15 protein-coding genes are annotated in these 21824 nt (G+C 53.9%); 11 read left to right on the top strand and 4 right to left on the bottom strand.

From position 1 onward, the window contains the following. The first annotated feature begins 223 nt into the window (after nt 1–223). The 4 genes from AC0ZWN_RS17475 to AC0ZWN_RS17460 all read left to right on the top strand — a co-directional run bounded on the left by AC0ZWN_RS17475 (nt 224) and on the right by AC0ZWN_RS17460 (nt 4531). Complete coding sequence (locus AC0ZWN_RS17475; protein ID WP_285410686.1) at nt 224–382, top strand: hypothetical protein; 159 nt, start codon at nt 224–226, stop codon at nt 380–382. Next, entirely contained in the window at nt 379–663 is a 285-nt protein-coding gene (locus AC0ZWN_RS17470; protein ID WP_460154395.1) for a hypothetical protein, read from the top strand. Before AC0ZWN_RS17475 ends, AC0ZWN_RS17470 begins: the two co-directional genes overlap by 4 nt. Further along, the gene (locus AC0ZWN_RS17465; protein ID WP_476335894.1) at nt 660–3566 is read left to right on the top strand and encodes a DUF927 domain-containing protein; all 2907 of its coding nucleotides are present in this window, start codon (nt 660–662) and stop codon (nt 3564–3566) included. Before AC0ZWN_RS17470 ends, AC0ZWN_RS17465 begins: the two co-directional genes overlap by 4 nt. 89 nt (nt 3567–3655) lie before the next feature. Continuing rightward, nucleotides 3656–4531, top strand: a complete 876-nt coding sequence (locus AC0ZWN_RS17460; protein ID WP_476335893.1) for a hypothetical protein — start codon at nt 3656–3658, stop codon at nt 4529–4531. Nucleotides 4532–4593: 62 nt separating this feature from the next. Here the strand turns inward: AC0ZWN_RS17460 and AC0ZWN_RS17455 are convergent, their stop codons facing one another. Continuing rightward, nucleotides 4594–12120, bottom strand: a complete 7527-nt coding sequence (locus AC0ZWN_RS17455) for a CHC2 zinc finger domain-containing protein (protein WP_476335891.1) — start codon at nt 12118–12120, stop codon at nt 4594–4596. 1712 nt (nt 12121–13832) lie between these two features. Between AC0ZWN_RS17455 and AC0ZWN_RS17450 the strand changes: the two genes are divergently transcribed. Then, a complete protein-coding gene (locus AC0ZWN_RS17450) occupies nt 13833–14162 on the top strand; it encodes a hypothetical protein (RefSeq protein WP_476335889.1) in 330 nt (109 codons plus the stop codon). A gap of 12 nt (nt 14163–14174) precedes the next feature. On the opposite strand, the gene AC0ZWN_RS17445 is transcribed toward AC0ZWN_RS17450, so the two are convergent. Both AC0ZWN_RS17445 and AC0ZWN_RS17440 read right to left on the bottom strand, forming a co-directional pair. Beyond that, on the bottom strand, nt 14175–14543 hold the full coding sequence (locus AC0ZWN_RS17445; protein ID WP_034156100.1) for a PH domain-containing protein: 369 nt from the start codon (nt 14541–14543) through the stop codon (nt 14175–14177). 45 nt (nt 14544–14588) lie between these two features. Beyond that, nucleotides 14589–15335, bottom strand: a complete 747-nt coding sequence (locus tag AC0ZWN_RS17440; RefSeq protein ID WP_476335887.1) for a hypothetical protein — start codon at nt 15333–15335, stop codon at nt 14589–14591. 25 nt (nt 15336–15360) lie between these two features. Here AC0ZWN_RS17440 and AC0ZWN_RS17435 point away from each other — a divergent pair, with 25 nt between their 5' ends. From AC0ZWN_RS17435 to AC0ZWN_RS17420, 4 genes are all read left to right on the top strand, one after another. After that, nucleotides 15361–15819 carry a hypothetical protein gene (locus tag AC0ZWN_RS17435; RefSeq protein ID WP_476335885.1) on the top strand — a complete coding sequence of 153 codons (459 nt, stop codon included), beginning with the start codon at nt 15361–15363 and terminating at the stop codon, nt 15817–15819. Nucleotides 15820–15934: 115 nt separating this feature from the next. Beyond that, a complete protein-coding gene (locus AC0ZWN_RS17430; RefSeq protein ID WP_476335884.1) occupies nt 15935–16672 on the top strand; it encodes a hypothetical protein in 738 nt (245 codons plus the stop codon). 71 nt (nt 16673–16743) lie between these two features. Further along, complete coding sequence (locus AC0ZWN_RS17425; RefSeq protein ID WP_476335882.1) at nt 16744–18663, top strand: alkaline phosphatase D family protein; 1920 nt, start codon at nt 16744–16746, stop codon at nt 18661–18663. 204 nt (nt 18664–18867) lie between these two features. Beyond that, a complete protein-coding gene (locus tag AC0ZWN_RS17420; RefSeq protein WP_476335934.1) occupies nt 18868–19071 on the top strand; it encodes a type II toxin-antitoxin system Phd/YefM family antitoxin in 204 nt (67 codons plus the stop codon). Between the two features lie 6 nt (nt 19072–19077). Here the strand turns inward: AC0ZWN_RS17420 and AC0ZWN_RS17415 are convergent, their stop codons facing one another. Next, nucleotides 19078–20247: an acetylornithine/succinylornithine family transaminase gene (locus AC0ZWN_RS17415; RefSeq protein WP_476335880.1), complete on the bottom strand. Its 1170-nt coding sequence runs from the start codon at nt 20245–20247 to the stop codon at nt 19078–19080. Nucleotides 20248–20349: 102 nt separating this feature from the next. Here AC0ZWN_RS17415 and AC0ZWN_RS17410 point away from each other — a divergent pair, with 102 nt between their 5' ends. Together AC0ZWN_RS17410 and AC0ZWN_RS17405 are read left to right on the top strand one after the other, a co-directional pair. After that, nucleotides 20350–21255: a LysR family transcriptional regulator gene (locus AC0ZWN_RS17410; protein WP_476335878.1), complete on the top strand. Its 906-nt coding sequence runs from the start codon at nt 20350–20352 to the stop codon at nt 21253–21255. Between the two features lie 54 nt (nt 21256–21309). Beyond that, on the top strand, nt 21310–21714 hold the full coding sequence (locus AC0ZWN_RS17405) for a GNAT family N-acetyltransferase (protein WP_476335876.1): 405 nt from the start codon (nt 21310–21312) through the stop codon (nt 21712–21714). The last annotated feature ends 110 nt before the right edge of the window (nt 21715–21824 follow it).

Here is a 21824-nt window from a genome sequence, read left to right as displayed (position 1 = left end):
GCGACCGGGTTTGGCGACCCGAGATACTTGGCGCACAGGCGCCCCAACCGACAGCAGGCGCTTTTTTTGTGCCCGCCGTTTCGTGTTATGGCAGCTGTGCGTGGGAGACCTTCGGGTCTGCCGGGTTCCAAGTTCCCGGTTCGCCAACCTGCGCACAGCTGCCACCTTAAATCGTTTGGCGACGATCAGTGGCAGCTCCATCCTCAAACTTGGAGCGTCACCCATGCCTGCACTCAATCCGTCCAAAATTCGCGCCGCTGCACACCGTGCAATGGCTCTCGCCGCTTTACACGCCAACTCCAGCCTCGCTACACGTCTCTCCCGTTACAACGCTCACATGGCCAAAGCCCGCGCACTCGAAATCGCAGGTGGCGCCCAATGAACAACGCCCTGAGTTTCTCGCTGCCTGAAGACCTGCTTTGCGTGAATCCAAAAGCAGAAGCCGGCGTACCGATCGACGCTATCACCTGTGCCATCGACCGTGCCGACTCAGTGCTGACCCTGCTTGAAGATCACTTCGAAAACGAATCCTCGCGCCTTGCCAATCACATCATTGCCGCCGTCCTCTGGGATGTGCGCGGCACCCTCGGGCTGATCAAGACGCTCGCCATGCACGGTGACAACACCTCGACGCCTGCTGCGCAGAAAGGCGGTGCGCTATGAACCACCGCCTGAACAACTCCGTGAAGCGCCCGAGCTTTGCTGACGTAAAAGCCGCTGCTCTGAAAGACATTGATCGTGTCTTGTCGCACTGGCTGCCCAATGGCAAGCGCGTGGACGGCGGCAAGGAATATACCGCACCAAATCCAACCCGCAGCGACAAGCGCGCCGGATCGCTCAAGGTCAATTTGAGCAAGGGCACTTGGGCCGACTTCGCCACGAGCGACAAGGGCGGCGACCTGATCGATCTGGTGCGCTATCTAGAAGGCGGCACCGATGTCGAGGCTTGCAACAAGCTGGCGGACTGGCTGAACGTTGCGCCCGGCGCCGCCAAGACGAAGGCCGCACCGAGCAAGCCCAAGGCGCCGACATGGAATGCGATCCTGCCGATCCCGACAGAGGCTATGAACAAGTGTCCGGCTAAACACCGGGATCATGGTGTACCGTCCAATATATGGATCTATCGCGACGCGCAGGGTCAGCCCCTCATGGCGCTGTATCGCTTCGACCTCGGCGCCAATGAAGACGGCGAGCCGAAGAAGGTCTTTGCACCCCTGACGTGGTGTCAGCGCGCCGACAGCCAAACCAAACAATGGCGCTGGCAGGGTCTCGCGGATCCGCGCCCGCTGCTGCGCCTTGATGAACTGGCCCAGCGCGGTGATGCACCTGTAATTCTGTGCGAAGGCGAGAAAGCGGCCGATGCGGCCTGCGAGCTGTTGCCCGACTACGTGGCCACCTGCTGGCCGAACGGTTCCAACTCATGGCACAAAGCCGACCTGACGCCGCTCCAAGGCCGCGATGTTGTGTTGTGGCCGGACAACGACGATAGCGGCAAAACCTGCATGGCCACCGTTGCCGAGAAGCTACGCGATATCGGCGCCGGCTCGGTTCGGGTCGTCGCGCTGGACGTGTTCAAACGCAAGCCCACGCTGAAGAATGACCGCGCCGCGTTTGCCAAATGTGGTCAATGGGATGACGGTGATGATGCCGCCGATGCCCTCGCCAAAGGCTGGACAGCCGCCCACTTCGCCGAACTGGAAAGCAGCGGCGAGCTGTTCGGCGTGATCGAGCAGAAGGTGGTTGCTGCTCCAGTTGAATCCGAGCCAGAAGCGAAGCCTAAAGCAGCGGCAAAACGCCCTACCAAATCGAAAAACGATCTGATGCCGGGTGGCTTTCGCCTGACGTCCGAGGGCGTGTTTTATGCAGGTGATGATGGAGAGGCACGCCCGGTGTGTTCGCCTCTGGCCATTCTCGCCCGCACCCGTGACGAGAAGGGACACAACTGGGGCTTGCTGGTCGAGTTCGACGATCCCGATGGCACCAAAAAGCGCTGGAACATCCCGGCGCGCACCATGACCGGTGACTTCGGCAAGGACGTGCTCGGTCCATTGGTAGACATGGGTTTGCGCCTCGCCGGCAGTCGTTCGGGACGCAACGCACGCAACGACCTGCAGAGTTACCTCGGTGGTTTCGACAGTGCACAACGCGCGCGTCTGGTCACTCGTTTAGGCTGGCATGACAGCGCCTTTCTCCTGCCCGAGCACCAGGTTGGCACGCACAGCGAACATCTGCACTTCTATGACGCCGGTGCACAGCTTCCACCGATCAGCGAAGCGGGCACGCTCGAACAATGGCAACAGCAGATCGGCGCACTGTGCGTTGGCAATCATCGCCTAGCATTTGTCGTCGGGGTGGCGTTCGCGGGTCCGCTGCTACACATGCTCGGCCATGAGTCGGGCGGCTTCCACCTATACGGCGACAGCTCCGGCGGCAAGACCACTCACCTGCAAGTTGCCACCTCGATCTATGGCGGACCGCGCTTGGTGCGTTCGTGGCGCTCGACTGACAACGCGCTGGAGTCCATCGCTGCCGCGCATTCTGATGGACTCCTGGTACTGGATGAAATCGGCATGTGTGATCCACGCATCATTGGCGAAACGGTCTACATGCTCGGCAACGGCACCGGGAAGGCTCGCGCCAATGACCGAGGCCAAGCAGGCCGACAGGTACAAGAGTGGCGCCTGCTGTTCCTCTCCACAGGCGAGAAGACTTTGGCGCAGCACATGGCCGAAGCCAACAAGGAACTGAAAGCGGGCATGGAGGTGCGCATGCTCGCCGTTCCGGCCGATGCGAGCAAAGGCCTCGGTATGTTCGACACGCTCAACGGTTTCGAGGATGCGGCAGCGCTCTCCGATGCGCTCAAAGCCCGCGTAGCGAAATACTACGGCACCCCGCTCACTGCATTTCTGACGGCGCTGTGCGAACCCGGCAGACGCCACGGCTGGGCGGCGATCCTGCGCCGCACGCTGGAAAGCTTTATCGCTAAATCGCTTCCTGCATCCGCGAGTGGGCAGGCGCACCGTGCTGCCGCGCGTTTCGGTCTCGCGGCAGCCGCAGGCGAGCTGGCCACCGCCATGGGTATCACCGGCTGGCCGGACGGGACCGCCACCACGGCCGCTCGCGTGTGCCTGAGTGCTTGGCTAAACGAACGTGGCGGCGCCGGTAATTTCGAGGGCGATGCAATATCGGCGAGGCTGCGACAGTTCATTGAGCGCTTCGGCGAAAGCCGCTTCACCCGCTGGGAATCGACTGCAGCCAAGATCGACGAACACGGCCCGCGCACGATCGACCGCCTCGGCTTTCGCAAGACGCTGGAGCACGGCATGGGCGACACCCTGCACACCACAAATACCTACTACGTGCTGACCGAGGCTTGGCGCTCGGAGATCTTCCGGGGCATGAACCTTACCGCAGTAAACAAGGAACTCTTGCAACGCGGTGTGCTGGAGCCGAGCAGCGACGGCAAGGCATCAAGTCTGGTGCGATTGCCCGGCTTAGGCCAACAGCGCTGCTACATCGTGAAGGCTATTCCGGGAACGGATGACAGCGAGGCTCGGGCTGCCTGAGGGCATCTCAGCTGATCGAGGTAACGCCGGCTCACTCCCGGCCTCGCCAGCCAAATCAATGTAATCAAAACTCATCAAGGACCATGAACATGAAAATGAAAATGAAAATGAATGAATTGAAACAGCAACGAGCCGCTCTGGTCGCTGAGCGCGAAACTATCGAAAACAGTCTTCCTGTTCTGGAGGCCGAGTGGCGCAACGCCCCCAGCAACTACAGCCCGAACGGCAACATGATAGGAAGCCCTGAGGGGCGTGAAGCTATGGAGCGGCTATCATCTGCCAACAGCCGCTTGCGAGCTATCCCATACGAGCTTGAACGCATTGAAACAAAGATCGCGTATTTGGAACGCATGGAGCAGGTTGACGAGATCAAAACGAAGTCGATCCAAGCCATGTCCGAAACTGCTGCTGAGGTTGAAGCGTTGCAACGGACACAGTCGCACTTGAATGAGCGCCTTCTGACGATTCAGACGGATGCGGAGCAATCCCTGGAAAAAGCGCAGCAAGCAGAAAGAGACGCTGCGAGTCTGTATGCCAGAAGTCTCGCCAGTGGCGACAGCGAAGGCGAGAAAGCTGCCAACGGCGAAATTCAGAAGGCGGCCAAGCAACTCGCAACCACAGATGAGCACGTTAGAAGGCAGGAGCTCATCCTCGTGGCTTTACAGGCTGAACTTGACTCCCTTGAAACGCAAATCTCAAACACCAAGCAGCGAGCAGACGACGCCAAAAATGCGGCCCTGAGGGCTGTAGGGCTTACGTTAGACGAAGAGTGGAATGCCGTTACAGATCAACTCATAGCTATAGGCGCACGGATACTTGCCGTCAGCTATCAGAAAGGTGGGATCGGGGATGCTCTATCCAGACTCGACGTACCACGGTTCGGTCCGTTTCATTCAAGCCTTGCTCATTCCGATCTGGCATCTGCCGCACGTGAAATTTCTTTAGCCGATCTACTCGCAGCCTAACCCAAAACAGCCCGCATTCGCGGGCTGATTTATATTCGGTTGCAAGGTATCGCAACAGGCACTTAATCTTCGGGGGCCTTCCATGGATGGACAGCGATTGATGGAAGTTCCTGATGCTCCGTCAACGTTAAACTCACATCGATCCAGTCATAAAATGCAGGCGCGGCGAATAGCCCAAGAGAGCCTTTTGGTGCGTTCGGTTGCATATCCCCATTATTATGATGAGCCTTTGCGCGAGACAAAAGCGGACTCGCATCGGGAAACTTCCGCCACAGGTCACCAAGATTTGTCTCATCAAGCGTGTCTTTGGATCGCCCAACCGCCTTCCAGAATTCACCTTCGTCTTGCGGACGCTTTTTGCTTTTTTCTTTTGAAGCAAGAACGCTTTCGGGTAGGGAGATGGAAAGAGCTTTAAGTAAATTTGATTGCGTACGTTCCCAGTCAATAGACTCGACCAAAGGCAAATAAGCTACAAGCTGAAGTGGAGACGGCATCGTCTGAGCACGAGGTTTACCTTCGAGCATATTATGCGGATCCACGTCTGCAATCACCAATGCCTGATCATTCTTACTTAAAGCATCATCTCTATTGTTGTAATAAATCCCCTTAGACCATCCGTGATAAGGAGTTATCTTGGCAAGATAACCCATTGTAGTCTCTTCAGACTTCCAACTTCCCTGCCCGATAAAACAGCTCCCACCTACGAGCGTTTTACCATCTATACTATTGCAGAATACCGTTGTTGTACCCGCAGCCAAGAATCCGGACTGTCCTGCGAACCAATAGTCGGCAGAACGCGATGTGGCTGCAGGTACCGCGAGAATTGATCTTCGTGCCTCAGCCCCATTACCAGTGATTGAGAGTTTCTCGGACAATGCCTTAAGATCGCTAAAAACCTCATCAATTTCCGCTGGCCGGCCAAATCTACGCCACATTGCCTTAAGATCCTCCCCCATTTGAATGTAATTAGCCGGACTGGAGACCAAGAAAGCCTCAGAGCATATTAATTCCAAAAGATACTTGAGAGGGAGCTTTGCCTCTGTGAAAAGATGAGTAATAACATCGGCCGACGGCTCGAATCCGATAACACTTTCTAGTTTGCTTGCGAGTTCCCCTGGATTAAACAAGGGCTTCAACGGCAATGCAGAAGGTCGAAAAAACTCTTCTAATGCGATAGAGCGATATTTTTTATTTCTCGAGAACTCAAGAACATGCCCCCGTTGTAACGCATCATAGTCTTTATCGGAACCCAATTTTTTCTTCCGCAGGGAAGCAAGAAACACTTTCGACGCCGATTTAGGCAAAGGCCAGAGCAAAGTCAGTGGAGCAGACAAGTGATTTTCATCAGACTTATCACATATATTCATGTACGTCCCAGCCAAAACCGAAACACCTTTATTTATGATATACGTTTTCAACCACTCAACTGTTTCACGTCTTACGGAGTATTCAGGAAGAACAAGCAAGTCCACCCCGAAATTTTGACATGTATCCACGACACGTTTCAGAATCGAGCGACGGCGGTGTTCTGACCAACTAGGCAGAGATTCTAATTTTGTCCACATATGTGCGGTATCGTGCCTTTCTGCGGCATTCAGCAATCGCCCATATTTCGAGTCAGCATTAACCTTTAGATTCAAGGAGATACCCTCATTAACCTTTGAACCAAAAGGCCAATGCGTCGGGCAAGCCTCGACGAAAGGGTGCTGATACGTCAAATCAAAGTCAGCCTGAAGCAATGCAATACGAACCAGCCCTCTGGGCTTGCAAGCTTCACCGCGCCGAGTCCACTGCTCTGCCTGCTGTTTTCTAAATGCATTAGCGTCGCGGCCCAGACCGTGCTCAACCACGTTTCCCACTGGAATATCAGCATTGCTGGTAGGTGAATGTTGAAATTCTAATAAAGCATCCTCAACTAAACCACCTACTGCACCTTCCTCATCACCATGAACACTATTAGTTGACATGGAAGCTCGTGGCAAGGAAAAAACAGACGGCGAATTGATCCCGACAGACCCAGTTATGGAATCTGTGTGAAATTCATAATCCTCCTCTCTTATCGCTGGTACTGAGCCACTTCCATTTTCTTCCTCTACCACTTCAACCTGGAGAGAAGTATCAATACCTGGCTTAATAATAGCGATCGAAGCAAATGGCTCACCAAGCGCGGAGACAGATAAAAGCTTGCCACTCTCACGATCAAAAATTTCTGACCAAACTCGCAAAAATCGCCCATCATGAGTTACTTCTTCAATATGCTTAGAGAACCGGGGAAACTGGGAGATCATCCACGAAGTGACATCCCTGACTCCGTTTCTTGAATCGGTGAAGCGCTTTGTCTGAGGATTATAACCATAAGACTTCTCGATTACTGTTATTGACTCAAAACCAAGCTCTTCATCTATCCTTCTAACCAGCAACACAACAGACTCTAGCAACTCCAGACTGAGCAACCCCAAACAATTATCACTCAACATTTCAAATGGCCACTCGAGAAAAGAGTCGGCCTCATTATCATGATAGTCAATTGAAGCAAGTGCCTTGGCAATTATCCCTAATTGGTCACATAGGGAGTCAGATAGCCGTTCTAAATTATCTTGAACCAATCGATGTCCAAGATGCTGTACTAACCTACGACATTGTTCAATCAATAAGACCTTGCTGTTTGATTGGATAGCATTGTCAGAGGCTGATTTTTCCCCCAAGAGATGAGGCGGAGCTGAAGGAATACCCCAAGCCTCTGGAAAATCAAAATTCTCATATCGTTCAAATGCCCCATGGCTTCGTAGAGAAGCGATCAGCCCTTCAAAAGCCACGTTGATACCTGTGCTGATAACACCTGCACGCAATGCCTTCCATGATGGAATTTCAGAGACCGAGGACTCTATTGAAACAGAAAACAGCCGTTTAGAAAAACACAGTAAACCAAAGAGATCACGCCTTACACCGGTACACCCTTCATCACTTATTGCAAGCACCTGACTAACTGATAGAGGTAAGCGCCCTAGAACTTTGTTTGTTAACAGCACCAGAAATGACGCGGCATCACTGCTTTTCCAACTCTCGCGAAATGCCAGGTACATGCCTGCCGACTCAGCTTCCGAGGCGAGGACATAAAGAATCGGATCTAGAGAATCTTCTAGTTGCTCTGGAAATGTTTCTAACAAGCGAAGAGAGCGATTGACAGTGGCAGGCAATAAACCATCATCACTTCTTCTTTTGCTTATTTGGGAGTCAGCATACGCTCCTCGAAGTTTACGAAGTTGCGCTCGAAGAACGTATCGAGCAGGGTTTGTTAGTGCTACAGCGTCAAGTGTAACATCCGATTCAGCATCGCCAAATTTGGAGACATCGTCATAAAGGCCCAAATAATCTGAAATCGCAACGCCGACCCTCCAAAGACTTGCTTCATAGATAGGTACTTCAGCCGTCCGCAAAGCTCTTCCGCCATCACGTACAAAAGCTCTGTTACCGAGCTCATCTCGTGATACTCCCTCTGCGATTAGATAATACATCTGCTTATTGACATCAGTTGCAATGTAGGGCCACGCAGGAACCAGTTCTTTGCCCTCATTATTCTCAGAATAGGAAATGACCACTTGTGCAACTGATCTGAACAATTTCGCAGCAAGCTTCAAAGTCTCGGTGGACACGTTGATGTTTACTGGTAGGACCCGCTCGCGCAGATTAATATAATCTTCCGCTGGCAAATCGCTCCGAAGCCGAATCAGAGAGCCAGCTAGCGGTACAGACATCCACTCAGTATTCAGTAACCGGACTACGCTACCATTATCTGCACCGATAAAGGCCGGAGCGGCAGCCACAGCAGAAAAATCGAGAGCCTCGATTGCATCTACTAATACCGTTCCATCTTCGCTTGCACTGCTTCCTAGACATGACAAAAGACGGTACGTTTTAATACCTGGCAAAGGTGGAAGTATTAGCCGATTCACGACATTAGTTGTTGTGGTGTTCCATATGAGGTGATTACGTCGACTCAAGCACACTGGTAGCTGCTCTTTCGAAACAATGCTAACAATGGTTTGCAAAGCAATATTTATCGCCGCCGATTGACTTCCATCATTTAAAAACTTTGAACGAATATCGTCTCCCGGTAGTAATGCAATAAACACATCGGCGGCGAAACCTGAAATTGTGCCCTTCCGCACATGATCTTCAGTTGGGGCGACAAAAGGAGTTAGTGGATCTTCTGCTGATTGGTCTGCATCTGAAAGCAATGCTACTGCTTCATGCATCCACTCAAATGGTTGCCAGACTTGTACCAGTTTAGATCGTTCTACGTGTAGATGTGCTTCTGAGCTTTTATGCTGCCCCAGAAGCCGCGCTGCTTTCCAGCGCACAAGCTCCAAACGCACATCAAGTTGATGCTGAGGACCTGGTGTTGAATTAAACACATAGGCTTCGAATGCAGCGCTTAAGACTAGATCAGCAAGCCATGCAATACGACGTCGTCTTAGTGCGTTCTCTTCAGCGGAAAGTTCCGCAATATCGCGAGTCTGCTTGTCAATTAAATGCTCGAGGCCTTCGAGCGCGAACAAAACGGGTGATTCCCACTCATTTTCCTCAGGTCGAAGGCTCCAAGCTGCATCGTGCACGCAGTTATCCCAAGTTTCTATATATTGAGAAAAAACCTCAGCAGCCTCAATACTCCCAAGTTGCTCTACAGCAATTGAGTACCAAATTAATCTCGCAGCCTTGGGTAGCTCTGATGCACGAAGGTCTGGTGCCTGAAACGCAGTTTTAACAGTTTGCAAGAGTGTTGATTTAGATGCCTTGTATAGTTCTACGTTATGCAGCAACTGCAAAGCTGACTGACGATCAGTTGCTGGTGCCGCAGACCAAAAATCCCAACCTGACTCACCATCACCGACTAACGGTGGCTCCCATGCTGGTCCATAGGCAGCAAGAGCTCTTCCTTGATTAATATATGTAGCAAAATCCTCGGCGCTCATCGCCGGAATTTCGTCAGCCTTCGCAAGGAGCGTCAGTTCAAGCTTACGGGCACACCGATCAACAGCCTCCCTCAAGTGAGCCAAAGTCTCCGGATCATCTGCGAGTAGCACGATATCATCCACATATCGAGCATAACCAACGCGCTTGGAATCAACATTTAGCGCGGACATGAAGCGATAAGCTTCTTCATCGATTGGAAACAAAGCTACTGAACCAATCCAGGCAGATAATACTGGCCCCTGTGGAATCCCCATTAAAGGATTAGTCTCTTCACTAAGCCCCGTATCAGGCCTTGCGTAATTTACACCAAATAGATGCTCGTCAAGCCTATCAAGAACAAAAGCTGCTTTGGCAGGAGCATTTGGGTTTTGCGTATCAAATTTAAGTAGCTCTGCGAACTCTGGAGTATTATCAGAGACCGATGATATTGCAGATTGAAGCGGTGCTAGCAATCGATCGCGAACGACATGTCGCCGAAGACGATCATAATACCGTTTTACATCTAACCTTATCGAGTAAACATATCCAATATCTGTGGCCTGCTTGGTTAAGGAGGCCATAAAATCACGCCAACACTCAGCGTACGGACGATACATCCCTTGATCTGTTGCAGGCTGACGCCCTTCAAGTACATCCATGTCGATCTGATAGGCAAAACTGAGAGTCTGCGAAGTTAATGCCTCGCCATTTCCGTCACCTTTGATATCGAAGCCCGTAGTAACTGTTCTGCGACTCTCTCGATAGTAGCGTACCGCAGGTATTCTCCTGCTAAACGGGAAATCAGTAAAACCTTCATGATCCCAACGCTCAGTAAGAATCTCGTTTAGTAGATACTGTTGAACAATCAAGTCCTCAGGGAGAGGCATAATCTTCAACCTGAACTCTGAACCACCGAAAGAGCGAGGCACCCAGACTGCGTTATAAGGACCGATCGGCCCACTGGCTCGTATGCTTTTCAAGCGATCCGTCAACAATGTATTGAACGCTGTAGCGGCAATATCTAAACGTTCCCAACGCGGTTCGTCACACGGAAGTTCACCTCGTCTCGACCCCATGTATGCAAGTATGCGAGAGTGGTTAAGGCGTGCGCCTGCATTGTTTAGAAAATCCTCAGAATACGACTTATTAATTTCAGAGGCAGACTCACTAATGAAGCTCAGCCACTCTGCGAAAACAGGAATGTTATTTGATGAGCCAGTGTGTGAAAGCGACCGCAGAAGATACTCTTTGGAATCAGACCCTATCGATTTTTCGATCTGACTAAACGCTTGACTGAAGGCCCTAAACCTACGAGTCCGCGGCGCTGCACCCCATACATCTTCATCTAAAATATCTTCAGCAGTAGTACTAAAGGAATATGCGAGAATGGAAAGATGGGGGGGATATGTTGCGCTCTGTAATAAAATTTTCGCCGACTCACCGGAGCAAAGCTCAAGGTAGTCGTTTGGATCTTTTCTGCTTTCACTACTGACGCCAATATCTTTAAGCTGGAGATCCGTCGGCCATAGGAAGGCACACTCGACTGGAGCATTCATGAGCTTCAAGCACGCATCTGCCGCGCCCCGCAAGCCGGCCTCATCCCTATCGAAACTAACAACAACAGTTAAAGTCGTAGCCTTTGGCAGGGACTCACTTAAAGCTTGAAGAAGCCTGACCTGAGGCTCGCTAATTGAGCTTCCCATGATTGCAACAGCAGGAAACCCGAGACTTTCAAACCGAAGTGCATCAAGAAACCCCTCACACAAATAAACGACTATGTTCTTATTACCTTTCTTCGCCTCACTTCTCACAAGCTTGAAGGCGAAGTCTGCTCGATATAGCACGGTTGACTTAGGAAATTCACGCGTGAATTGGTACTTCGGCACTGTTGATCCAGCAGCACTTCTCGAAGCTCGGCCCGCCAATCCTAGCAACTGACCTTTTTCATCATGGATTGGAAATATTACTCGGTCCGCTATAAAAAAGTCACTATACCTATTTATTGACTCACTACCGGAATTCAACGGCAGGTGCATCTCTGCAGTTACTCCTGGAATCAACTTCCGGATGAGAAACGCATCCTCTAAGTCGCCAGTGTATTCGCGCCTGACAGATCGATTGGTTTCTGTCTCAAGCGCTCGGGATAAAAAATTACGTGGTGCGTACACAAAACCGGCGCGCTTTATAACAGTAGCATCAAGTCGACGCTCATTGATCCAAGCATCTAGTGCAGCTTGATCTGATCCCTTTTTGTATAAATTGTATCCAAACTGAAGCGCTGAAAGATCAACAGCAGGGGCAGTGCTATTTTTCTCAATTAGTTTATTTCGCCCCCCACTACGGGCAATCGACGTGCTAGGGGAAAGCCATTCGACTGCATCTTTGAAACCAAGATTCAGCTTTTCCTTAACTAGATCAATGGCGTCCCCATGCGCTCCGCAAGAAAAGCAATAGAAATGCTGCCTACCGCTATCTCGTCTAGCGTCTATTAATAGAGAGGGTGTTTTATCATCATGAAAAGGGCATAAAGCTTTGAATTGATTCACAGCCGTTTTCTTAAGCGTCATGCCTAGACGATTGGCTATATCTTCAATTGAGACATTCTGAAGCAGTTTTTCGTAGTCAATCCTAGGCAATTTTTCTTCCCTTCTTAAAATTATCCACAGCAAAGTACGTAATGAAGCTATCGAACTTTGACATACCTACACGGGAGAATCCTCCCGCTTCCAGCGTAGTATTCTTGACGTCTTATCTCATCGCTCTTCACCGCGTCGTTTCCGGCGTGTGTCGGCATAAATCGGAAGAAGATACCGCCTGCTCTCGGCGCCGCATCACAACGTAGCTCCCGAGCTTCGGCTTTGCAATCAAACATTAGCAGCATGGTTCATGCTTGAAATCACTTGAATCATCTCACCACGGTCGCTTCCACACTCGAAAAAGAGGATATGTAGTCGAAACCTGTGGTTCATCTAACCCTCAATTAACTCTAACGAGCAGCCTGCCAGGACTTTGCTTGAGGTAATTCAGTGTTACACAGTTAAGCTTTGTTACACGCGTAGTGAGAACACTCACAAAACCGTGTTACGCGTATTTTTCTCAATAAATACAAGACGTTAAGACTATACGTTACACCAGTTACACCTGTTACACCGTTTACTTAGAGAACGCAGCCCCCCCCACTCCCCTTTCTATAAAGCGCCTTCAGCGAACGACGCTTCTCCGTCAGCTCTGAAACGACATGGTATGTTCGAGCCCTAAAAAATAGGCTGGGGCCCCTGACTCATGCATACGGACACGGGGTCGGAAACCCGCCGGACTTTGTTAGCGGACAGGTGCCCAGCTTAGTGAACAGGTGAACCGGGTGAACACACCGTTCACCAGTGCAAATGCACAGTGTCTCGGAAAGCCGCCGGGGACCCTGAGCAAATCTGGAAGACACGGGGCATAAAACCCGCGTGATCTTGGTAGTGGCTGATTTTTGTACATTGGTTGACAGGTTGACTTGGTTGACGGCCCAAGGTGTCCATAATCATCAACACAAAAGGCCATCGTTACCGCTGCGGTAACGATGGCCTTTTTTCAGCAGAATTCTTTCGATTTCAATGCCTGAAATTTCAGTAACTTTGAAATCCTCCCACTAACACAGTCCTGCGGGTTTCCGACCCCGTGTCCTTCAGATAGTCCCAGGGTCCCCGGCGGCTTTCTGGCGACTGATTGCTTTCTGCCATGCTGCAGCTAACCTCCACCACGGCTAGCCATCGCGATTTCCGCCCGTACGGCACACATGGTTAGAACACTTGAGTCATTACCGATCCGACACACGGAAGCGAGGACTAGCATATGCCATCATTTATCGTGAATAGAAACGTTCAAGCAAATGGCGACTACGAAGTGCACAACACGTCGACTGGCTGTCAGTTCATGCCGTTGCCTGCCAATCAGGCATCGCTGGGAAGTCATACATCATGCTTTGGTGCTGTAAGCGCCGCTCGAGCGGCTAACCCCACCCTAAGGATTAATGGTTGTTACTATTGCTGCAATCCTTGCCACACCAGCTAGATTCTCGACTAACGATAGGGGATTTTTAGCCTACATCTGAGATTGTGCGATCATAGGGCCAAGCAAGCTGTATCCCTACGTGTATCCCGAACCGTGAAATCTGGCTGTAGGCCACGGATTACATGGAAGACTACAGTCTCCCTCGGGGCACCAAAATTAAGAAAGGTCTTGCTTAGCAAGGCCTTTTTTTTCGTCTGCCGGAAAGTGGCTGCTGTTGTAGGAGCTGCCCTAGGCTGCGATCTTTTGATCCACCGCTTCTTGGTCAACCGAAAACCCTAGGACCCACCCCATGGAAACGTCACTGGAAACAGTCGCCCTTTTCTCCCTCAAACTCGCTTACGAGGAAGAAGGCCTGAGCCCGATTTTGCGGGACGACATGGTCATGGGTGATTACCAGAAAGATGTTTTCGAACTATTGGTGCGGCGCGGGGATATCGAGACCATTCAGTTCAAGATGAACGAATGCCTGGGCTTAGCGATGGACGCGCTGGGCGGTGTCGAGAAACCACTGGGGCGGGAGTTGCACAAGTTGTCCGCTGACTTCAGCGAGGCGCGTTCGCTGGAGCAGCTGGATCAGCCGCTCCTCGCGCTAAAGGGTTACTTGAAAGACATCTTGTAATGGGCTTTGCCGTTACAGCAGATGCTTGGAAATGTACTTGGATATCTCCACCATCGAGGTCTTCCCGGTGAATTCGAACTTCACTTTCCCCAGTGACGAGAAGTAAATCTCCAGCTCCGAATCCAGATCGAAGGTGCCCGAGGTTTCCACGGAGTAGGCGACGATGTTCTTGTACGGCAAGGACGTGAAATCCTTCTTGCTGCCGGTAATCCCCTGAACGTTGACCGCGATGATGCGTTTGTTGGTAAACACCACGCCGTCACGCATGGCCTTGTAAGAGTCGATCACTTCTTCGCCATCCAGCAGCAGCGCGCTTACGCGTTCGGCGTACTCATCGTTCTGCTTGAGTTTGAAGAAGCCTTTGTTGTTGAAGTCGATCATCTGTCCATCCTCATCTTCAAGAAAACATCCCGGAATTTGTTTGGCTCAACGACGGGCTTTCAGCACGCGGATATCCGTCGGGAAGCCATCGGCGCCGACAAGTTTTTTCCAGCCCAGATACTGAAATTCGCCCTTCTCATCAATGTAATCGCCCTTCTCCACTGATCGGCCGCCAACCACCGCCACGCGTTTCACCTCACCACAACCGCCGTCAGAAGGCCGAACCGTATAGATCACATACGGCTTCACGTATTGCGTGGCGCGGAAGTATTGGCCGCAGATTTCGTCGACGGTGATCAACATGGTTTTCAGGCGTGCTTCGCCGTCGGTGTCTTCGTGCAGTTTCAGGAAGGAGATGTCGCCGACGTCGCTGTAGCCGAGGGCGCGGGCGCGTTGGTATTCGGGGGAGTTCTGGTGGGCGATGCGACCTTGCTCCGCAGCACCTTGCATTTTCGCGGCGAACTCGGCTTTGCCTTGGGCAATGATTGCTTCAGCCTGGCCCGCAAAGTTTTCGCATTCGGCGAATTCTCGCGAGCCCAAGTGATTGGGCGTCAGGTTGGAGCGGTGTTCATTCATGATCTGCAGGTTGCTTTCCAGGGCAAACATCACGTCGTAGGCCGTGGTCCGACCGCTTTGTACGTCGGCCATTTTTTCCAGCACGCGCTGGCAGTTGCCGGCGTAATACTTCCAGCTGTTTTCCGGGTGTTCTTGCACGGCGGCGAATGCGGGGGTTATTGCGACGGTAATTGTGATTGCGCAGAACAGGCGCAAAAAATGAGTTCTGACAGGCATAGGTAGTCCATTACAGAGAAGAGCGATGGCGCGACGCTACTATTTTGCTATCTTGCCGTCCACTGCCAGTAACGAGGTCGCCAGCGCCTCGATGGAGTCAATTTTCAGAGGGAGAAACACCTTGATGGCCGTGTTGTACTTTTTCGTCTGGGCAGCCGTTTGGGCTTGGGTCGTGCAGACCCGTGGTGCCTGGAACCTGATCCTTGCCAACCTGGCGGGTGCCGCCAGCGGCTTCATCGTCGCAATGATTTTTTCGGTGATCTGTTCGGGCCTTTTCCCGTCGCACGTTTCTCCTTCACCGGAAAATCTTGCCAGTAGCGTGTTGCAAATGATCACCACGTTCGGCGTGTTGGCGGGCGTCTGGATGTGGCTGGTCAGGCGCCCTCGGCCAGAGCATCCGTTGGCCCGGCAACTTTTCGCTGGTATCTGTGGATTGGCTGCGGGTGTGACGACGCTGGCGTTTTTCGCGCTCAATTTTCACTGAGCAGCGCTATCGCCACTGGCATTACACGTCTGTTTTGTTATCTTGCCGCCCATCGTCAGCGTTCACCTTGGGCGTGCGTTGATTTCAGGTTTTGAAGGTTTAAGGAAAGGATCAAATGGAGTTTCTGCGTTTTCTGGCGATTGTCGCGGTGTGGGGGTTCATGTGGCGCTGGGTGGTCAAGAACCGCGGTAGCTGGAATATTTTCTACGGCAACATCGTCGGCGCAGCGGGCGGCTTCATTGTGGCGATGGTGGTACTGTCGATCACGTTGTCGTTGTTCCCTTCGTCGCATGACTACGCAGCGCCGCAGGCCGAAAACACGCAGGTCACCGAGCCGACCTCTCTATTGCCTGAAGCCGAGGCAGTCACACCCGCCGCCGAACTGAAAGATGCGCCGGCTTTTGCTGCCATCGAGCCGGACGACACGCCCTCTCCCGCCGACTCCGCATTGCTGCCGAACTACGCCAGCCGGGCGCCGAAATCGATCGGGTTACAGACCGTGCTGGATCAAAGCGACTATCAGGGGCGCATGGCCCTGGCAGCGCTGAACAAGAAATTGCGCGGTGACGCACAGGCCGACAAGTCGATGATTGCGTATGTCATGTGCAGCCCGTTTGTGACCAGCACGTTGCGCTTTCCCGCTTCGGCGCGTTTCGCTGACAGCAAAGCGCTGGTCAGCCACCGCTTCAAGGATCAGGTCTACACCTTCAACAACACCGTCACCGCGCGCAACATGAACGGCGACGATGTCACCTACCGTTTCGATTGCTCGGTGCAAGAGCAGCCGCGAGTTGACGCGCTGCCTGCTCAATGGCGTTTGTTGGCGCTGAAAGTGCAAAAAGCCGACTCTTAAGGCTTATTTAAGGGATCAAGGCGCCGCCTGCGCTATCATCGCCGGCCTGTGCGCCTTGAGCTTTGCCCTCGATGTCCTCGACACCCGCTGACCTGATCCCGCTGCCTCCTGTCCTGGCCGGCCCGCTGTTGCGACGGCTGGAGCCAACGCGCGTGGTCATGTGGCTGGTCGGCACGCGGCCACTGGCGCTGACCTTGCACCTGCAAGGTGTAGGAGACATTCCTCTCGACGCCGGGAAATGCGCCGTCATTCCCGTAGGTCGTCAGGCGTTTGTTCATCTCATCGATGTTTCTCTCGACAGCGCCCTGCCCTGCGATACACGTATCGACTATGACCTGCTGATCGACAATGCAGAGGGCATCGCCGACTGGGCACCGCATCTGCTGTACGGCGATGCAACCAGTCCGAGCTTCGTCCTGCGCTCACGGATCGATCAACTGCTACACGGCTCCTGCCGCAAACCGCATCACCCGGCGGCGGATGGTTTGCTTTGCGTCGACCAATTATTGGCAACGGAAACCGATCCACAACAACGCCCCGCCCTGTTGATGATGAGCGGCGATCAGGTCTACGCCGACGACGTGGCCGGCCCGATGTTGCGGGCGATTCATGCCTTGATCGAACGCCTTGGCCTGTTCGACGAACACCTCGAAGGCGCGGTAGTCAGCGACAGCGCCAAGCTCTACGAACACCCGGCCAGTTACTACCACCGTGCGGATTTGTTACCGGCGCTGGAGAGCAACGAGACATTGCGCGAGCGATTTTTCGGCGGTGCGCGTAAGCCGATTTTCACCAGCAGCAGCGCTGACAATCACCTGGTGACCTTCGCCGAAGTCATGGCGATGTACTTGCTGGTGTGGTCGCCGACGGCCTGGTCGCTGATCAATCCGCAAGCGCCTGAACTGACGCCCGAACGCCTCAAGCGCTACACCCTCGAACAGACCCGCATCGACGCGTTCAAGGCTGGATTGGACAAGGTCGCCCGCGCGCTCGCGCATCTGCCGAGCCTGATGATTTTCGACGATCACGACATCACCGATGACTGGAACCTGTCCGCGCAATGGGAGGAAACGGCCTACGGCCATCCGTTCTCCAAACGCATCATCGGCAACGCGCTGATCGCCTATATGTTGTGTCAGGGCTGGGGCAACAATCCCGATGCCTTCAAGGATGTCTTGGAGAAAACACTGGGACTGAGCGCCAGCGGTGATGACCAGTATCTCGACAGCCCGGTGCAAGATGCTCTGATCGATGATTTGCTGCGCTTTCAGCAATGGCATTTCGTCCTGCCGAGCAGTCCGGCGCTGGTAGTCATCGACACCCGTACCCGCCGCTGGCGCAGTGAGATGGCGCTCAAGCAACCCTCGGGCCTGCTCGATTGGGAGGCGCTGAGCGAATTGCAACAGGAACTGCTCGATCACCCGTCAGCGATCATCGTTTCCCCCGCGCCGATCTTCGGCGTGAAGCTGATTGAAACCGTGCAGAAGGTTTTCAGTTGGTGCGGTTATCCGCTGCTGGTCGACGCGGAAAACTGGATGGCCCATCGCGGTGCCGCGCAGGTAATACTGAACATTTTCCGCCACTCGCGCACACCGGGTAACTACGTGGTGCTGTCGGGCGATGTGCATTATTCCTTCGTCTACGAAGTGCTTATCCGACACCGCAAGGCCGGGCCGCGAATCTGGCAGATCACCAGCAGCGGGATCAAAAACGAGTTTCCGAAAACCCTGCTGGAATGGTTCGACCGCCTCAACCGCTGGCTCTACTCGCCACGCTCCCCGCTGAACTGGCTCACCAAACGCCGACGCATGCGCATCGTGCCGTATACGCCGGAACATGCTGAGGCAGGTGAACGCTTATGGAATTCGGCGGGGATCGGTCAGGTGTTTTTCAATGAACAGGGGCAGCCGCGCGAGATCATTCAGCACAATTCGAATGGCAAGGCGAAGACGCGGATGTTGGCGCCGGATCTGGCGGATTATCCGGACTAGCCATAGTTTTTTCCCACACCGAGAATGCCGAATGCCGACAGCGCGGCGGTTTCTCACTGCCCGAGACAGTGGACAAGGATTACAACCTTCTCAGAAACGTCTCCAGAGTTCTTAAGTGATACTGAGCGTGCTCGCAGCAAGCCTTCTGCGAAACAACCACTAGTAGGTGTCGCCTTGTCATCCTGTACTCACCTCCATACGTTCTTGGCATCCAGCGAGGATCGAGAGCTAACTTCGCAATCTCGGCAAGAATCCAAGCCTGTCGTGATGATGCCTCTTGGCGAGAACAGCACACTCGAAGAAACAGCCTACTTAATGCGCTCAACCGCAAACGCCGACCGGTTGATCAGATCGATCGGCGAAATGCGCGCAGGAAAAGCCAAAGTCAGACATTTGATCGAAGAGTGAAAATCGTCACGACTGAACGACGCATCCCACACCTCTGACAATCATCTCCACCTCCCGCTCATCAATCGTCAACGGTGGCAGCAGCCGTATCGTCTTGCCACGCGTGACGTTGATCAACAGTCCATGATCCCGCGCCGCGATCAGGGTCAGATCACGCACCGGTTGTTTCAGCTCGATACCAATCATCAAACCCTGACCGCGAATTGCCAGGACGTTGGGATTGTCCGCCAGCTCTGCGCGCAGGCGAGTTAATAGCCGTTCCCCCTGAGTCCTGGCGTTTTCCAGCAGGCCCTGTTCTTCGATGATGTCCAGCACCGTGCAACCGACCCGGCACGCCAGCGGATTGCCGCCGAAAGTGCTTCCATGGCTCCCGGGCGTAAACAGATCCGCCGCCCTGCCCCGGGCCAGGCACGCGCCGATCGGCACACCGTTGCCCAGTCCTTTGGCCAATGTCATGACATCCGGGACGATGCCTTCATGTTGGAACGCAAACCAGCGGCCGGTGCGGCCGATACCGGTCTGGATCTCGTCGAGCATCAGTAGCCACGCGTGACGATTGCACAGTTCGCGCAGGGCTTTCAGGTAGCCGGGCGGCGCCAGTTGTACTCCGCTTTCGCCCTGAATCGGCTCAACCAGAATCGCCACGATGCGCTCACCGTGTTTTTGCTGCACCTGTTCCAGCGCTGCGAGATCACCGAACGGCACTTTGAGGAAATCACCCGGCAATTCGTTGAAACCCAGGCGCACCGCCGGGCCATCGCTGGCCGATAAGGTGCCAAGTGTGCGGCCGTGGAACGCGTTGGCCATGACCACCACCAGCGGCTGTTCGATGCCTTTGCGCCAGCCGTACAAACGCGCCAGTTTCAGCGCCGTTTCATTGGCCTCGGCACCGGAGTTATTGAAGAACGCCCGCTCCATCCCCGACAGCTCGGTCAGCCGTTTGGCCAGTTGCTGCTGCCAGTCAATGCTGTACAGATTCGACGTGTGCAGCAGCAACCCGGCCTGCTCGCTGATCGCCGAAACGATCCGCGGGTGCGAGTGGCCGACATTGGTCACCGCCACACCGGCAACCGCATCCAGATACTCGCGACCGGCCTGATCCCACAGGCGAGTGCCCAGGCCTTTAGTGAAACTCAGGGCCAGCGGTTGGTAGGTGTTCATCAGGGCGGCGGTCATGACTTCAAACTCCAGTGAAGGTCGGTGTGCTGGCAGTATGGTTAGCCACCGAAACTGGATAAACTCGGTAAAACTTCATTCATTTAAAAGCAGAGCTTGATAATGGACCTGTTCCAGTCGATGAGCGTGTACGTCAAAGTCGTCGAAGCCGGGAGCATGACGGCGGCCGCGTTGCAGTGCGACATGTCGACGACCATGGTGGGTAATCATTTGCGCGCGCTGGAACACCGACTGGGCGTGCAACTGCTGCAACGCACGACCCGCCGTCAGCGGCTCACCGAGTTTGGCAGCGTTTATTACCAGCGATGCCTGGAAGTGTTGGGATTGGTCGCCGATTCCGAACGCCTCGCCGAACAGACCCTCGATCAACCCCGGGGCATGCTGCGCCTCACCGCGCCGCTGACGTTCGGCGTTGAACGGCTGGCGCCGGCGCTGAGTGAATTTTCACTGCTTTATCCACAGGTCAAACTCGATGTGGTGTTGACCAACACCCGTCCCGATCTACTGGAAAGCGGCCTCGATGTCGCGTTTCGGCTGGGCAATTTCGAGCAGTCCAACCTGATCGCCCGGCCCTTGATCGACTACACCCTGACCGCGTGCGCGTCGCCGCAATACGTCGCCCGGCGCGGCATGCCGAAAACGCCGGAAGACTTGCAACAACACGACTGCCTGTCGTTCGCCTATCCCGCCGGTGACGACTGGCAATCGGTGGAAAAGCGCTGGCGCCTCAGCGGCCCCGACGGGGAGATCATGGTCGACGTCAGCGGGCCTATGCTGATCAACAGCTCCGCCGGGCTGCATCAGGCTGCCCGCACCGGCATGGGCATCGTGATGCTGCCGGATGCGCTGGTGGAGCAAGACCTGCGCGAAGGCCGACTGGTGAAAGTGATCGCCGATTTCCAGCCACCCAGCAGACCGATGCATCTGCTGTATGCGCCGGATCGCTATCGCTTGCCGAAACTGCGTCGTTTCGTAGAGTTTGTCATGCAGCGCTGGGGCAAATCCTGACGTCACCTGCACCAGCCTCCCAGGAAGAATCACTGACAAGGACCCGAACAGCAGATGAACAAGACACTCGTCGTACGTGATTTGCTGCCCGTCGAAACGCAATCGGTGTGGCAGTTTCTCGGGCAGCATGGCTGGGGCCATCGCACCGGCTCAGCTGAACACTTCGCCCGGTTGATCGAGCACTCTCAGCGCACGGCCGTCGCCGTCCAGGGTGAGCGCATCATCGGTTTCGCTCGCGGGATCACCGATGGCTTGTCCAACGGCTACCTGTCGATGGTGGTGGTCGATGACCAGCATCGGCGTGCAGGGATTGGCCGCGCACTGGTCGAGCACATCATGGGCGACAACCCGGATATCACGTGGGTGCTGCGTGCCGGGCGCGAGGGCGCTGAGGCTTTTTTCGCCAGCCTGGGTTTCGAGACCTCGGTGATCGCCATGGAACGGCCGCGCCTGAAATAGCGCACGCCGGGAAAAAACTCGACCGGCAGACCGTTGCTCCGTGACAACGCCGCCGCGCTCCCCTAAATTAGTCGGCCTGAAAAAGCCCTCGGTTTTCTCATCTCCACTCA

The sequence above is a fragment of the Pseudomonas sp. 3B-A001-10F genome (genome assembly GCF_056313565.1).
This window is presented reverse-complemented; position numbering and strand designations above follow the sequence as displayed.